The sequence below is a fragment of the Sphingomonas turrisvirgatae genome (assembly GCF_001721295.1).
In the GTDB taxonomy this organism is placed as follows: Bacteria; Pseudomonadota; Alphaproteobacteria; order Sphingomonadales; family Sphingomonadaceae; genus Sphingomonas; species Sphingomonas turrisvirgatae.
Map to the genome: position 1 here is coordinate 22,191 of NZ_MDDS01000068.1, position 14,378 is coordinate 36,568.

Genomic DNA, 14,378 nt, shown 5'->3' on the forward strand with positions numbered 1-14,378 from the left:
GGTTAGCATTCCGATGAATGTGCACTCAATCCTTCCCGTGCCGGGGAGGATGCCGGGCGGGCGCGGGGGAGGGCGGCCCGCCCGGCGGTTCGTGCGTCAGGCGCCGGGCGTGGATGCCGGCGCAGGCCGCGTCATGCGGCGTTGCGGACGGTCGGCCGCGTCGAGCTTGCCGTCCTTGTTGGTGTCGAGCTTGGCAAAGCGCTTGGCCGACGCCGCGTCGAACTCGGCCCGGCTGATCGCGCCGTCCCCGTTCGTGTCGGCCATCCGCATCATGCCGCCACGGCCGCCATGGCCGCGCATGCCCATATGCTTGCCGCGCCGCTCGCCGCGCTCGATCCTGCCGTCCTTGTCGGCGTCCATGCGGTCGAAGCGCGCTTCGGCGGCGGCGCGGTTTTCGGCCCGGCTGATCAGGCCGTCGCCATTGGTGTCGATGCGCGCCAGCATCCGCTCCGCGCCACCTGCGCGGCGGCCGGCACCCGGACCGCGCTCGGGCCGCTCGCCGCCACGACGCTCGGCCCGTGCGGCACGCGCGCGCTCCATGCCCGCCTGACGCTCCTGCGCGCTCAACTGTCCGTCCTTATTGGTATCCAGGGCCGTGAACCGCGCGTCGGCACGGGCCAGCATGTCGGTCTTGGTCAGCGGCGCCTTGGCCGCGGGGGCAGGCTGTGCCTGCATCCCGACGGCGGTGCCGGCAGTCGCCAGCGCGCCGATCGCGGTCGCAATCATCCATTTCTTCATCACGGGCTCCATCTCCAGCCGGCAAAGCGCCTCAGCTGATGGTGGCCCTTTTCGACCGCGCGTGTCGAGACGCTATGTCAGCCGCCCGGAAAAGCTGTCGCAAATTGTCGCGTCGCTGGCGGCATTTCCGGCCCGCTCCCCCACCCATCGGCGGCATATCCTGAATGGGTGGGGGGGTGGGGGAGCGGGCCGGAACCGCTGCGCGCCAGCGCTCAGCCAAAGATGGCGACGCCCTGCATCCCCTCGGCAACCAGCGTGCCGTCGGCGTCCCACATCCGCATGCGCTGGCTCGAATAGCCGTTCTGCGCCAGGTCCGTATCCGCCTGAATCAGCCACCAGCCATCGCGCGTCATGGGCTTGGGCTGCAGCACATTGACCTGCCACGTCAGCGACGACAGCGGCGTCATCTTTTGAAACAGCCTGAACGCGGCAGGCGGCAACGCGTCGCCCAGCGCCATCAGCTCGATCTCCGGGTCCAGCCCGTCGCGCTCGATCAACCGTCCCCAGCGCAGCCATTCGACCGGCCCGGCCGCATCCTTCAGGTCGAAGAAGTTGAAGTTGCCGGTGAAGAATTCGGCCGGCCCGGTATAGAGCGGCGCATCGGCGGCGGGCGGCGTGTGAGCGGCCCGCGTCGTGCGCTCCAGCGCGACCGACGATTCGAGCGCAGCCATGAAGACGAAGGTCGCTCGAAACCCGAGCCCCACCTGCGACACGATATCCGCCTGGACGAACGCCGCGTTGCGCCCGCGTCGCAACGTCGTGGCGGTCACGCTCACTTCCCCCGACAGCGGCCCGATAAAGGCGATCTGCGCCGAACGCAGCGGGGGCAGGTCCGCTTCCACCTGCTTTGCCGCCGCCAGTGCCAGTGCCGAGGACAGCCCGCCATAGGCTGTGCGCCCCTGCAGCCAGTTCGATGGGATATGCGTCGTGAAGCCCGTCGCGGTCCGCGCCGCACCCGCCAATAGCGCCGTCAGCGAAGTCATGCCGCCCCCTCCATATATCGTTCGCGCAATTCGCGTTTCAGCACCTTGCCGATCGCGCTGCGCGGCAGCTCGTCCACCACCACCAGAGCGCTCAGCCGCTGCGTCTTGCCGAGGCCGGCATTTACTGCCGCCAGCACCGCCTCCGCCGGCGTCGCATCCGCCGCGACATAGAAGCCGACCGGCGTCTCGCCCCATTGTGCCGAGGGGACGCCGACGACCGCGCAGTCCCGCACCGCGCGATGCTGCCCCAGCACCGCCTCCAGGTCGCTCGGATAGATGTTGAACCCGCCCGAGATGATCAGGTCCTTCTTGCGGTCCATCAGGATCAGGAACCCGTCTTCATCGAACCGCCCGACATCGCCATGGCGGATATATCGCCGTCCCTCGGCATCGAACCATTCCGCTTCGCTCGTCGCGGTTCGACGCCCATGATAGCCCGACATCATCGCGCCGCTGCGCCCGACCACCTCGCCCATCTCGCCCGCTGCCACCTCGCAACCATCATCGTCGATCAGGCGAATGTCATGTCCCGGCGCGGGTTGCCCCACCGTGTGCAGCTTGTCGGGATGCGCGGTGCAGTTGAGGATGCACGTGCCGCCGCCCTCGGTCATGCCGTAATATTCGACCAGCAACCCGGGCCAGCGCGCCACCACATCGGCCTTGAGCGCTGCCGAAAAGGGCGCGCTGGTACAGGTCTTGAGGCGAAAGCTGGATAGGTCGAACGCGTCGAAGTCCGGCAGGGCCATGATCCGCTGATATTGCACCGGCACCAGCATCGCATGCGTCGCGCGGTTGCGCTGCGCCGCTTCCAGAAATCCGCGCGCATCGAACTTGCCCATCAGCACCGCCGTTCCGCCCCAGGCCAGCGTGGGGATGAAGCTCACCAGCGTCGTGTTCGAATAAAGCGGGGTCGCGATCATCGTGACCGCCTCGCTAAATCCCGCCGCATCGCCCCGCGCGACATGCGCCCAGCGCATCGCATGCGGCTGAACGATCCCCTTGGGCGTGCCGGTGGTGCCGCTGGAGTAGATGATGTTGAACGGATCGTCGGGCGCGATGACGACCGGGTCCGGCTGCGCGCCTTCGATCGCGAACGCCTCATAGGCGATCCCCGCGTCGCTGCCGTCGAGCGCCACGCGGGTCGCCGCCAGCGGCCTGTCACCCAGCGACGCCGCCGCGCCCGCATCGAGGAAGACGACGCTCGCCCCGCAATCGGCGATCATCGCCGCAATCTGATCGCCGGTCGCGGACGGCGCGATCGGCGTGGGCGCGCAACCTGCGCGGATCGCGCCCAGGAACGCGCAGGCATATTCGATGCCGACCGCCCCGACGATGGCGACCGCCTCGCGCTGCGTCACGCCGGCATGTTGCAGGGCGACGGCGACCGCGTCCATCGCCCGGTTCAGCGTCGCATAGTCGATCGCACGCGCGCCATGGACGATCGCCTGCTTGCTGCCGCGCTCGCGCGCATGGGCCGCGATCAGGTCGGGCAAGGTGCCGAACGGCGCGGCCAGCATTTGTGCGGCAGTCTGCATTCCCGCTCCTCGATTCAGCTGCATTGCTAGGCGAAGCCGCGCATTGCTGCCATACGCAAAATTCGAAAAAGGAGCGCCGCCATGATCTTCTACGATTCGCCGAGCCCTGCGCCGAACCCGCGGCGGGTACGCATCTTTGCGGCCGAAAAGGGCATCGAACTGCCGACCGAACAGGTGTCGATCCTGAAGGGGGAGCACAAGTCCGACGCCTTCCGCGCGATCAACCCGCTCGGCCAGACGCCCGCGCTCAAGCTCGACGACGGCACGGTCATCACTGAAAGCGTCGCCATCTGCCGCTATCTCGAGGCGCTGCACCCCGATCCGCCGCTGTTCGGCCGCGACGCGCTCGACGCGGCGCGGATCGAGATGTGGAGTCGCCGCATCGAACTTCGCCTCATGGCGCCGACCGGCATGATCTGGGTCCACACCCACCCCTTCACCGCGCGGGTCGTGCCGCACCAGTACAAGGATTTCGGCGAGAGCAACCGTCCGGCGATTGAGCGCGCCCACGCCATGTTCGACGAGGCGTTTGGCGAAACGCCCTATATCGCTGGCGAGCATTACAGCATCGCCGATATTCTGCTGCTCACCACGATCGACTTCGGTACGTTTATCGGCCTGGCGATTGCAGATGACCTGGCGCGCCTCAATGACTGGCACCGGCGTGTGTCGGCTCGTGCGAGCGCGGCAGCATGAGCGTGGTGATGGCGGGGATGGCGGCGATCGTCACTGGCGGCGGCACTGGCATCGGCGCCGCGGTCGTGCGGCGGCTGGCCGGGCGGGGCGTACGCTGCGTCATCAACTATGCGTCGAGCCGCGACGCGGCCGAGGCGCTTGCCGCCGAGACCGGCAATGGCTCCATCGCGGTGCAGGCCGATATTGCCGACGATGCGCAGTGCCGTGCGCTCGCCGCCGCCGCTATCGACGCATTCGGCCGCATCGACCTGCTGGTCAACAATTCGGGCAGGACCAAGTTTGCCGATCACGAGGATCTCGACGCGCTCGATGCCCAGGACTTTCTCGACATCTATCGCCTGAACACGGTCGCGCCGTTCCAGATGATCCGCGCCTGCGCTCCGGCGATGCGCGCGGGGCCGGCAAGTGCCGTGGTCAACATCGCTTCGGTCGCAGGGGTGTTCGGCAATGGTTCGTCGGTCGCCTATGCCGCATCGAAAGGCGCGCTCATCACGATGACGAAAAGCCTGGCGCGCGTCCTCGCGCCCGCCATCCGCGTCAATGCCGTCGCGCCCGGCTATGTCGGCACCGGCTGGTTCAGCGAGCGGATGACGGCGGAAGCTTTCGCCAAATTCGAAGCTTTCATCGCCAGTCAGACGCCGATGCAGCTTGCCGCCCAGGCCGACGACATCGCCGGCCCGGTCGTCAACCTGCTCGATCCCGCCAGCCGTGCGATCACGGGCGAAGTCACGCTGCTCGACGCTGGCGCGCACCTCGACATCGGCCTCTCCCGCCGGCCGGGGCGCGGCTAGGTTGGCCCACCGGAAACTGACCCTGCCGACCAAGGTCTGCGCCGCCTGCGCCCGTCCGTTCGCGTGGCGCAAGAAGTGGGCGCGCGACTGGGATCAGGTCAGATATTGCTCGGATCGTTGCCGCGGCCAGGGGGCCGCACCGGCGCCATGATCGGTGCCTATTCCTTCGTCACCGCCGCGGTCTGCCCGAACAATATCTTCTTCTGCTCGTCGGTCATCGGCGTGTCGCTGGGGCGGATCGCTTCGCCCTTGGCATAGGCACGCACCGTGGCGGGCCGCGCCTTCACCGCTTCGAACCAGCGCTGGATGTGCGGGAAGTCGGCCAGGTCCTGACCCTGTGCCCGATGCGGCACGATCCACGGATAGATCGCCATATCGGCGATCGAATAATGCTCGCCGCCGACGAACGGTCGGCCGGCCAGCTGCCGATCGAGCACGCCATAGAGGCGGTTGGTCTCGTCGATATAGCGCTTCTGCGCATAGGGCAGCTTCTCGGGCGCATAGATGTTGAAGTGGTGGTTCTGCCCCGCCATCGGACCCAGTCCGCCCATCTGCCACATCAGCCATTGCAGTTGCTCGACACGCTCGCGCTGCGTCTCGCCAAAGAACTTGCCGGTCTTGTTGGCGAGATAGATCAGGATCGCCCCGCTCTCGAACACGCTGATCGGTTCGCCGCCGTCACCCGGCTCGCGATCGACGATCGCCGGCATGCGGTTGTTCGGCGCGATCTTCAGGAACTCCGGCTTGAACTGCTCGCCCTGGCCGATGTTGACGGCATGGATGGTATAGGGATGGCCGGTTTCCTCCAGCATCATCGTGATCTTGTGGCCGTTCGGCGTCGGCCAGTAATGCAGGTCGATCATGCGCGTCTCCGTTGGCTGGGGTCTGGGGGCAGGCGCAACAGATGGGATCACGCGCTCGTCACGCAAGCGGCAATGCGCGAACGTCGTACGGCGATGTCCGGGCGATCGACTATTTCCGCGCGCCGTCCGCTCGTTCGACATTGCCCACCGGCTTTGTCCAATCGCGATTTGCATCCACCGCTCGATGTTGGTCGCGCTGGTCTATCCGCGACGTTCCGGGTTGACGCAAGGTAATCCGTACCGCATCTTCGAACCAAGCACCGCGAGAGGCGGGCGGGAGGATGAGGATGGCGACCGTGGCTCAAGCCGGCGGGGTGGAAGCGCGCTCACTCGATGCTCCGGCGGATGCGCCGCCGATCAGCCGTGGCATGCGCGTCAGCTATGGCGCCGGCGCGATCGCCAACGGGATCAAGAACGCGGCGTTCACCAGCTATCTGCTGTTCTTCTACACCCAGATCATCGGGGTGCCGGCCGGCATCGTCGCCAGCGCCGTCGCGCTGACGCTGGTCGTGGATGCAATCGCCGATCCGCTGATCGGCCGGTGGTCGGACGTGACGCGCAGCCGCTGGGGACGACGCCACCCGTTCATCTACGGCTCGGCCGCGCCCACCGCGCTGTTCTTCCTGCTCGCCTGGTTCCCGCCCGCGGGCCTTACCGAGTTCCAGATGGGCGCGTGGATCTTCGTCACTGCCGCGCTGACCCGCGTGTCGATCAGCGCGTTCGAGATCAACACCTCGGCCATGACGCCCGAGATGACACAGGATTATCGCGAGCGGACGCGGCTGTTCGGGCTGCGCTGGTGGTTCGGCTATGCCGGCACCTATGGTTTCACCACGATCTGCCTGCTGACCTTCTTCGCCGCGACGCCCGAATATCCGCGCGGCCAGCTCAATCCCGCGGGATATCCCGGCTTTGCCATCGCCGGCGCGCTGGCGATCATCGTTGCGATCCTGATCTGCGGCATCGGCACGCACAAGCGCATCCCCTATCTGCGCCAGGCCGAGGTGCGGGCCGAGCATATGCCGTTCGGCGCGCATCTGCGCGAGATGGGCGCAGCGCTCAGGAACCGCGCGTTCCTGGCGATTTTCGGATTCGGGGTGCTCAAATATTCGGCGATCGGGCTGTACAGCGCGACGACCCTGTTCTTCAACACGTACCTCTACAAGCTGACCGGCGCGCAGCTTGCCATCCTGACCGTCGACAGCCTGGTCGCCGCGACGCTGGCCGCGCCGCTTGCGCCGGTCATGTCGGCCTGGCTGGGCAAGCGGATGAGTTCGATGGTGTTTGCGGTGCTGGGGGTGGCGATCGGCCTCACGCCGTTGCTGCTGTCGATCAACGGCATCTTCTTCGTGCCCGGCAACCCGCTATTGGTGCCGGCGCTGTTCGCGGTCGGCGCGATCTATGGCGCGATGGTCGCGATCTCGCTCATCAACACCAGTTCCATGCTGGCGGACGTGGTCGAGGACAGCGCGGTGGCAACGGGCCGGCATGAGGCCGGCACTTTCTTCGCCGCGTCCAGCTTCATGCAGCAATGCTCGACCGCGATCGGCATCTACCTTGCCGGCAAGCTGCTGGTCTGGGCCGACTTTCCCGAGAAGCCCGCCCCGGGGCAAGTGACCGACGCGATGATCCATGATGTCGTCGGCTATTATGTGCCGACCACGATCAGCCTGTGGACGCTGGGGGCGCTGATCCTGTTCTTCTATCCTATCACCCGCGCCAAACATGAAGCCAACCTTGCCGCGCTGGCCGCGCGCGAGGCGCAGGCGCGCGCCAACGAACTCGACAATATTCCCTTGGGTGGGCCCAGCCGATAGAATCCGGATTGACGCTTTTAATTCCATACCGCATCTTCAAATCAGTGAATAGCCGCGGGTCGGGCGGAATCGCGCGAGCGACCATGCCGACCAACATCGAGCATCGGACCACCGATCGCATTCGACATTCAGGAGGGAAAATGGCGACCTTGGCGACTGAACGCCCGACGACGGAACTGGATGATTTCCGAGAGGAAGTGCGCACCTTCCTCGCCGAGAATTTCCCGCCATCGCTGAAGGGCAAGGACAATGCCATGTCGGCCGTCGAAGGCCCGACGCAGGAGACGCCGGAGCAGGCCGCGTGGCGCAAGGCGATGGGCGCAAAGGGCTGGGGCGTGCCGACCTGGCCAAAACAATATGGCGGCGGCGGGCTCAATCGCGAGCAGGCCAAGGTGCTGGCCGAAGAGATGGCGCGCGCCGGGGCGTGGAACCCGATCGGCGGCATGGGCGTGATGATGTTCGGCCCGACCCTGCTGGAATATGGCAGCGAGGCGCAGAAGCAGGAACATATTCCGCCGATCGCACGCGGCGAGATCCGCTGGTGCCAAGGCTATTCCGAACCCAATGCGGGCAGCGACCTGGCCAACCTGCAAACCTTTGCCGAGGATCGCGGCGACCATTACCTTGTCAACGGGCAGAAGACCTGGACGTCGGGCGGGCAGTGGGCTGACAAATGCTTCTGCCTCGTGCGCACCGACAAGACGCAGAAGCAGGGCGGCATCACCTTCCTGCTGATGGACATGGATGCGCCGGGCGTCGAGGTGAAGCCGATCCGCATGATCAGCGGCATGTCGCCCTTTTGCGAGACCTTCTTCACCGATGTGAAGGTGCCCAAGGAAAACCGCGTCGGCGAGGAGGGGCAGGGCTGGACGATCGGCAAGCGGCTGCTGCAGCACGAGCGCACGAACCTGTCGGGCGGCGGATCGGCGTTCCGCACGGCCGGGGTCTCGCTGGCCGACATCGCGAAGAAGTATGTCGGTGTGGACGAACAGGGCCGCGTCGCCGACCCCGACCTGCGCGCGCGGATCGCGAAGTGGGAGATGGACTGGCGCGTGTTCCAGCTGACCGCAATGCGCGTGATGGCGGAGAGCAAGGCGGTGGGCGGCGTGTCCGAAGTCTCGTCGATCCTCAAGACCGTGGGCACCAAGCTGGGGCAGGAACGCGCCGAACTGACGATCGAGATCCAGGGGCTGCAAGGGCTGGGCTGGGAAGGCGAGGGCTTCAGCGAAGCCGAGCTGACCGGCGTGCGCGCGTGGCTGTTTGGCAAGGCGACGACAATCTATGGCGGGTCGACCGAAGTGCAGAACAACGTGATCGCCAAGCGCATCCTGGGGATGCTGGATCATCAATAGCGGCCGCCGCTCCGGCGAAGGCCGGGGTCTCGCGCTGCAAACCGTGCGCTCGCCGCACGAGATCCCGGCCGCGCCGGGATGACGAGGGGAAGAAAATGGCCGTTCTGACTGACGAACAGACGATGCTGCGCGACATGGCGCGCGAATGGGCGAGCAACGAAAGCCCGGTGACTGCGTGGCGCAAGGTACGCGATGCGAACGAGGCGGCGGGATTCGATCCCGCGGCGTTCGGGACGATGGCCGAAATGGGCTGGACCGGGATCATCATCCCCGAAGCGCATGGCGGCAGCGACTTCGGCTGGCTGAGCCTGGGCCTGGTCATCGAGGAACTGGGCAAGACGATGACGGCGAGCCCGCTCGCCGCATCGGCCGTCGCTGCCTCGGCGATCCTGCTGGGCGGAAGCGACGAGCAGAAATCGGCTTATTTGCCGCGCATCGCGAACGGAGAGCTGGTCGCGACGCTGGCGGTGGACGAGGGCGGGCGCCACGATCCGGGCAAGATCGCCGCGAGCGTATCGGGCGGCAAGCTGTCGGGCGAAAAGGCGTTCGTGGCCGAGGGCGACAGCGCCGGGCTGTTCGTGGTGGCCGCTAGCGACGGTCTGTATCTGGTCGAGGCGGGCGAAGGGGTCAGCGTATCGCGCCGGCATCTCGCCGATTTTCGCAGCCATGCCGCCGTGTCGTTCGACGGCGCGCCGGCGGCGAAGCTTGAAGCCGGTGGAGAACGGTTGCTCGACGCGGTGCTCGATCGCGCGGCGGTGCTGGCCGCTGCCGAAATGCTGGGCATGGCCGGCCAGTCGTTCGACACCACGCTCGCTTACCTCAAGCAGCGCGTGCAGTTCGGGCAGGTGCTGGCGACGTTCCAGGCGCTGCAGCATCGCATGGCGAACCTGTTCAGCGAGATCGAACTGATGCGCTCCGCCGTCGAGGCGGGGCTTGCCGCGATCGATCGGGGGGGCGACACGCGCGCCGCCGCCTCGCTGGCCAAGGCCAAGGCGAACGAGGTTGGCCATCTGATGAGCCGCGAGCTGATCCAGCTGCACGGCGGCATCGGCATGACCGACGAATATGATGCCGGCTTCTACCTCAAGCGCATGCGCGTTGTGGAGCAGATGTGGGGCAACGCGGCCTATCACCGCGAGCGGTTCGCGCGGCTGAGCGGCTTCTGAGGTAGCGCGCCCGGATGCGGCCGGTTTTGGATGGCGCTTGTCCAGCGACGAGGGCCCGCCTATCGGCCAATGCGCCGATCGGGGGATCAAGGTGCTGAATAGACGCGAGTTGATGGTCGGCGGCGCCGCCCTGGCGACGTGGAACGCCGCGAGCGCCACTCGCGCGGTGGATGCGAAACGCGCTGCGATCGAGGCGGTCGCGCTGCCGGCAGGGTTCAACGGCGCGCTGGCATTCGGGCAACGAGGCCGGGTGTCGCATATCCGCTGCGTCGGCCTTGCCGATGTCGAGGCGCGGCGGCCGATCACGCGGCAAACCCAATATCGCTGGGGTTCGGCGTCCAAATGGCTGACGAGCGTGGCGGTGCTGCGCCTGACCGAGCAGAAGCGCCTGTCGCTCGATGCGCCGATCGGGCGCTATCTGCCGGAGCTGCCCGACGGGACTGGTCGCAGGGTCACGCTGCGGCACCTTCTGTCCAACACGAGCGGCATCCCGGACTTGCTGAGCCGCCAGATCGCAAGCGAGCCGCAATTGCGGACCTCTTCGGCGAGCGCCCAGGCCATGGTAGCGCGGTTCGCCGGGGGCGCGCTGACGTTCGAGCCGGGCGAGGGATGGGATTATGCCGCCTTGAACTGGGTAATCGTGGCCGCGATCGTCGAGCGGGTTGCAGACGATGCCTTTCCTGCCGTGGTCAGGCGGCTGGTTTTCGAACCGCTTGCAATGTCGGGGGCCGGGTTCGCGCAGCCGGGTGAACCCGTGCTGCCACATCTGGCAGCGGCCTATGGCACGATCGCGCCGCCCGAGCGCAAGATCTCGGCTGCGCCCGGCTTCGTGGCGGCGACCGGGAACATCGCTGGCGGCGTGGATGACGCGATGCGCGCGGCCGACGGCATCTTTCACGGATCGCTGCTGTCCGCGACGTCGCGCAAGGCGCTGGTCGAGGTGCGCTGGCCGGACCAGAGCTATGCGCTGGGTGGCCGTGTCCGGTCGATCGATGGCGAGCCCTGGGCATGGGAGACCGGCAAGGTCGGCGGTTATCGCACGCATATTGCGCATCGGCTGGGTCGCAGCGAGACCATCGTGATCTTCAACACCACCGACATGGATCAATCGGCGATCGGTTCGTGGGTGAAGGCGATCGCCCAGGCGTGAACCGCAGGGCGAGCGGCCGGTCGCTTCCGATCACGCTAGATCGCGGTGGCGGCGGCCGGGGCGGTCGTGCCGTGGTCCCTCCGGCCCGGCGCGCACGGTCATAAAGATATTCATTTCGAATTATCGTTCAACATACCCGTGGCCGTCGCCGGCGCTCGTCGTGGGCGGCTGTACGGTGGTATAAGTAGCAATTCGCAACGCTTTTATCTGCTTGACCCGCTACCCGAATCCCGATCTATTCGAGTTTACGGTATGGAACCCGCGAAGTGGTCCAGCCGAGAGGGAGTGGATCGATGAGAAAGCAGCTTTTGGGGGCGTGCGGGTTCACGGCGCTGGTGATCGCGGGTGTGACGCCGGCATGGGCGCAGGCCGGTGGTGAGACCGAGATCGTGGTCACTGGATCGCTGATCGCCGGAACGCCCGAGGATGCGGCGCTGCCGGTCGATGTGATCGGCGCCGAGGAACTGGCCAAGCAGGGCAATCCTTCCACGCTGGAGCTGATCAAGGCGCTGCCGAGTTCGAGCGCGTCGCTGGGTGACGCCAACCAGTTCGACAGCCGCTCGCAGGGCGCCGAGGGCATCGCGACGGTGAACCTTCGCGGCCTGTCGCCGCAGCGCACGCTGGTGCTGCTCAATTCGAAGCGGCTGGCGACATCGGGCAACGGCGTGCCGGCGGTCGATATCAACCTGCTGCCGCAGGCGGCGCTGGCGCGGGTCGAGGTGCTGAAGGATGGCGCTGCCGCCACCTATGGCTCCGAAGCGATTGCGGGCGTGGTCAACTTCATCACCCGCACCAACCAGAACGGCTTTCAGGGCGGAGCCAATTACCGATTCGTCGATGGGTCGGACGGCGATGTCGATATCTCGCTGAGCTTTGGCCACACCAGCGACAATTTCCGGTTCCTGGTCGCGGCAGGCTTTCAGAAGCGCGGGCAGCTGATGGTCAAGGACCGCGACTGGGCGGTCAAGCCCTATGCCGAGAACCCGCAGGGCGGGTGGACTGGCGGCGGCAATCCCGGCAACTTCCTGTACCTTGGCATCACGCCGACCGGACCGGGCGCGATCACCGCGCCGGCGGCCGACGCATCGTGCGTGCCGCTGGGCGGCTTCATCGGCCAGGACAACCGCTGCTATAACAACTATTCGGTGTACGATAACCTGGTCGAGCTGGAGAAGCGCGGGCAGGCATTCATGGATGTCGAGGTCGATCTGTCGCCCTCCACCACCTTCCAGGTGACGGCGCTGTATGGCGCGACGCGGGTGCCGCATTACCTGACCTCGCCCTCCTACCTGCTGACCCAGCCGCCATCGCCGGCCTCGGCTGCGGGGACGCCGTACGCCGCGCTCGCCGGGTTCCTGGCCAGCGGCTTCTATGTGCCGAACGAGAATCCGGGCCTGGTCGCCTATCGCGCGGCCAATCCGGGGCAGCCGGCCGGGCTGGGCGCATTGTTCCCGACGTTGCTCTATCGGCCGTATCTGCTGGGCGGCAATCCATCAACGCTGAACGATGCCGAAGAGCCGGGGTCGGCGCGCGGCATGCGCAAGAGCGAGAGCACGCGGATCACCGCCGAACTGCGCGGCAAGCTGGGTGACGAGCTCAACTGGAACGCCAATTTCACCTATCACAATTACTATCGCTACATCGACGGGTACGACAGCTTCGGCGATCGCGTGCAGCGCGCGCTGCTGGGCTTTGGCGGGCCGAACTGCACGGGAACCACGCCGGGCGCCAATGGCTGTCTGTGGCTCAACCCGTTCGGCAACGCGATCGCGAGCAACCCTGCAACGGGGCAGACTAACACGCAGAATAACGGCCCGGCGAACAGTGCGGCGCTGACCGACTGGTTCTTCGTGCGATCGGCCACGGGCGTGACCACCGACCTGATCGTGGGCGAGGTGTCGCTGAGCGGCGGCACCGGCTTCAGCCTGCCGGGCGGCGAGGTGCAGTTCGGCATCGGCGGGCAGTATCGCGACATGTCGCAGCGCGGCCTTTATTACGCCAACAACAATCTGGTCACCACGCCGTGCCGTGAGACGCCGATCAACGGCAATACCAATCCTGCGGCGTGCAGCGGCGGACGGCCGGCGACGGGCGCGCTCGGCTTCCTGGGCACCAACAACAGCTATGACCTGTCCGGCAATGTCTGGGCGGTGTATGGCGAAATGCAGCTGCCGATCCTCGACACGCTGAACGTCCAGCTGGCGGCGCGCTACGAGAATTACGGCGGGGCAACCGGATCGACCTTCGACCCGCAGATCCGCGCGCGCTGGCAGGTCACCGATTGGCTGGCGATCCGCGGCGGGTTCGGCACCACCTTCCGCGCGCCGCCGCTCAACATCACCGCGGCCGGTTCCGTCACGTCGCTGCAGATCATCGACACCGCATTCCGCCCCGTCGATGTGTTCGGCAATCCGAACCTGACGCCGGAATCGTCGAAAAACTATGGCGCAGGCATCCTGTTCAACGCCGGCGGCTTTACCGCGAGCCTCGACTATTACCGCTACGATCTGGAGGATGTGCTGGTCGCCGATCCGCTGATCGCGATGGTCAACACGCTGTTCCCGAGCACCGGCGGCAACACCTGCGCCACGAATACGGCCCTGGCGGCGCGGTTCACCTTCTCGACCGGGCCATGCACCGCCACGACCGCGCGAACCGCGATCAGCCGCGTCAGCACGCGCTGGCAGAACGGCGCCTCGATCACCAGCGAGGGGATCGATGCGGTCGTCGGCTATCGCAGCAACGACCTGCTGGGTCCCGACAGCCGGTTCGGCATCGGCGCCAATGTGAGCTATGCCCTGCAAAATGCGATCAGCGACATTTTCGTCGAGGGAACGCTGGTCCAGCGCGGCTATGACGGTGTCGGCCTGCTGAACTATCAGACGACGCTGTATCCCGTGCCGGAATGGAAGGGGCAGGCGTATCTCGAACTCGGCTTCGGACCGGTCGATGCGCGCCTGACCGCCACTTACATCGATGGGCTGTACGATCAGCGCGCCGATGTGACGACCGCTGGCATCTTTGGCCCCAACCCCTCGCTGGGCGGCGCGCGGGTGACCAACGGCGCCAATATCGGCAGCTTCACGACGGCCGATTTCACGATCCAGTGGGCGCTTACCGACCGCTTCACGCTGTCGGGCAGTGTCTACAACATCTTCGACCAGGATCCGCCCTTTGCCCGCGAAGATTATAATTACGAGCCGTTCGTGGGCAATCCGCTGGGCCGCAACTTCAAGATCGGCGTGAGCGCCAGGTTCTGAAGCTGTTCTGGCTGAGGCTCCGTCGCG

General features: G+C 66.6%; 12 protein-coding genes. 8 read left to right on the top strand and 4 right to left on the bottom strand.

Annotated elements, in window-relative coordinates:
- Positions 1-96: 96 nt before the first annotated feature.
- The 3 genes from BFL28_RS16850 to BFL28_RS16860 all read right to left on the bottom strand — a co-directional run bounded on the left by BFL28_RS16850 (position 97) and on the right by BFL28_RS16860 (position 3,256).
- Complete coding sequence (locus BFL28_RS16850; protein WP_173655786.1) at positions 97-738, bottom strand: EF-hand domain-containing protein; 642 nt, start codon at positions 736-738, stop codon at positions 97-99.
- A gap of 212 nt (positions 739-950) precedes the next feature.
- The gene (locus tag BFL28_RS16855; protein ID WP_069321687.1) at positions 951-1,721 is read right to left on the bottom strand and encodes a thioesterase family protein; all 771 of its coding nucleotides are present in this window, start codon (positions 1,719-1,721) and stop codon (positions 951-953) included.
- Positions 1,718-3,256 (bottom strand): class I adenylate-forming enzyme family protein, encoded by a 1,539-nt coding sequence (locus BFL28_RS16860; protein ID WP_069321688.1) that lies wholly within the window; start codon positions 3,254-3,256, stop codon positions 1,718-1,720. The genes BFL28_RS16855 and BFL28_RS16860 overlap by 4 nt, the downstream gene beginning before the upstream one ends.
- An 81-nt stretch (positions 3,257-3,337) precedes the next feature.
- On the opposite strand from BFL28_RS16860, the gene BFL28_RS16865 reads away from it, so the two are divergent.
- From BFL28_RS16865 to BFL28_RS20355, 3 genes are read left to right on the top strand one after another with little or no spacing between them, the layout of a single operon-like run.
- On the top strand, positions 3,338-3,952 hold the full coding sequence (locus tag BFL28_RS16865) for a glutathione S-transferase family protein (RefSeq protein WP_069321689.1): 615 nt from the start codon (positions 3,338-3,340) through the stop codon (positions 3,950-3,952).
- Positions 3,949-4,743, top strand: a complete 795-nt coding sequence (locus BFL28_RS16870) for an SDR family NAD(P)-dependent oxidoreductase (RefSeq protein WP_119184637.1) — start codon at positions 3,949-3,951, stop codon at positions 4,741-4,743. The genes BFL28_RS16865 and BFL28_RS16870 overlap by 4 nt, the downstream gene beginning before the upstream one ends.
- Position 4,744: 1 nt before the next feature.
- A complete protein-coding gene (locus tag BFL28_RS20355) occupies positions 4,745-4,894 on the top strand; it encodes a DUF2256 domain-containing protein (protein WP_079247238.1) in 150 nt (49 codons plus the stop codon).
- 7 nt (positions 4,895-4,901) lie between these two features.
- Here BFL28_RS20355 and BFL28_RS16875 read toward each other — a convergent pair whose 3' ends face one another.
- On the bottom strand, positions 4,902-5,606 hold the full coding sequence (locus BFL28_RS16875) for a glutathione binding-like protein (RefSeq protein ID WP_069321690.1): 705 nt from the start codon (positions 5,604-5,606) through the stop codon (positions 4,902-4,904).
- Positions 5,607-5,893: 287 nt separating this feature from the next.
- Between BFL28_RS16875 and BFL28_RS16880 the strand changes: the two genes are divergently transcribed.
- From BFL28_RS16880 to BFL28_RS16900, 5 genes are all read left to right on the top strand, one after another.
- A complete protein-coding gene (locus BFL28_RS16880) occupies positions 5,894-7,423 on the top strand; it encodes an MFS transporter (RefSeq protein WP_079247262.1) in 1,530 nt (509 codons plus the stop codon).
- A gap of 140 nt (positions 7,424-7,563) precedes the next feature.
- Complete coding sequence (locus BFL28_RS16885; RefSeq protein ID WP_069321691.1) at positions 7,564-8,775, top strand: acyl-CoA dehydrogenase family protein; 1,212 nt, start codon at positions 7,564-7,566, stop codon at positions 8,773-8,775.
- A 95-nt stretch (positions 8,776-8,870) separates the two neighbouring features.
- Complete coding sequence (locus BFL28_RS16890) at positions 8,871-9,941, top strand: acyl-CoA dehydrogenase family protein (protein WP_069321692.1); 1,071 nt, start codon at positions 8,871-8,873, stop codon at positions 9,939-9,941.
- Positions 9,942-10,032: 91 nt separating this feature from the next.
- The gene (locus tag BFL28_RS16895; RefSeq protein WP_131818679.1) at positions 10,033-11,091 is read left to right on the top strand and encodes a serine hydrolase domain-containing protein; all 1,059 of its coding nucleotides are present in this window, start codon (positions 10,033-10,035) and stop codon (positions 11,089-11,091) included.
- A 293-nt stretch (positions 11,092-11,384) separates the two neighbouring features.
- Entirely contained in the window at positions 11,385-14,351 is a 2,967-nt protein-coding gene (locus BFL28_RS16900) for a TonB-dependent receptor plug domain-containing protein (RefSeq protein ID WP_069321694.1), read from the top strand.
- The last annotated feature ends 27 nt before the right edge of the window (positions 14,352-14,378 follow it).

What these genes read in the sequence shown, in the direction of transcription:
- BFL28_RS16850 (WP_173655786.1), bottom strand. Translation starts at nt 738, where the DNA reads ATGAAGAAATGGATGATTGCGACCGCGATCGGCGCGCTGGCGACTGCC.
- BFL28_RS16855 (WP_069321687.1), bottom strand. Translation starts at nt 1,721, where the DNA reads ATGACTTCGCTGACGGCGCTATTGGCGGGTGCGGCGCGGACCGCGACG.
- BFL28_RS16860 (WP_069321688.1), bottom strand. Translation starts at nt 3,256, where the DNA reads ATGCAGACTGCCGCACAAATGCTGGCCGCGCCGTTCGGCACCTTGCCC.
- BFL28_RS16865 (WP_069321689.1), top strand. Translation starts at nt 3,338, where the DNA reads ATGATCTTCTACGATTCGCCGAGCCCTGCGCCGAACCCGCGGCGGGTA.
- BFL28_RS16870 (WP_119184637.1), top strand. Translation starts at nt 3,949, where the DNA reads ATGAGCGTGGTGATGGCGGGGATGGCGGCGATCGTCACTGGCGGCGGC.
- BFL28_RS16875 (WP_069321690.1), bottom strand. Translation starts at nt 5,606, where the DNA reads ATGATCGACCTGCATTACTGGCCGACGCCGAACGGCCACAAGATCACG.
- BFL28_RS16880 (WP_079247262.1), top strand. Translation starts at nt 5,894, where the DNA reads ATGGCGACCGTGGCTCAAGCCGGCGGGGTGGAAGCGCGCTCACTCGAT.
- BFL28_RS16885 (WP_069321691.1), top strand. Translation starts at nt 7,564, where the DNA reads ATGGCGACCTTGGCGACTGAACGCCCGACGACGGAACTGGATGATTTC.
- BFL28_RS16890 (WP_069321692.1), top strand. Translation starts at nt 8,871, where the DNA reads ATGGCCGTTCTGACTGACGAACAGACGATGCTGCGCGACATGGCGCGC.
- BFL28_RS16900 (WP_069321694.1), top strand. Translation starts at nt 11,385, where the DNA reads ATGAGAAAGCAGCTTTTGGGGGCGTGCGGGTTCACGGCGCTGGTGATC.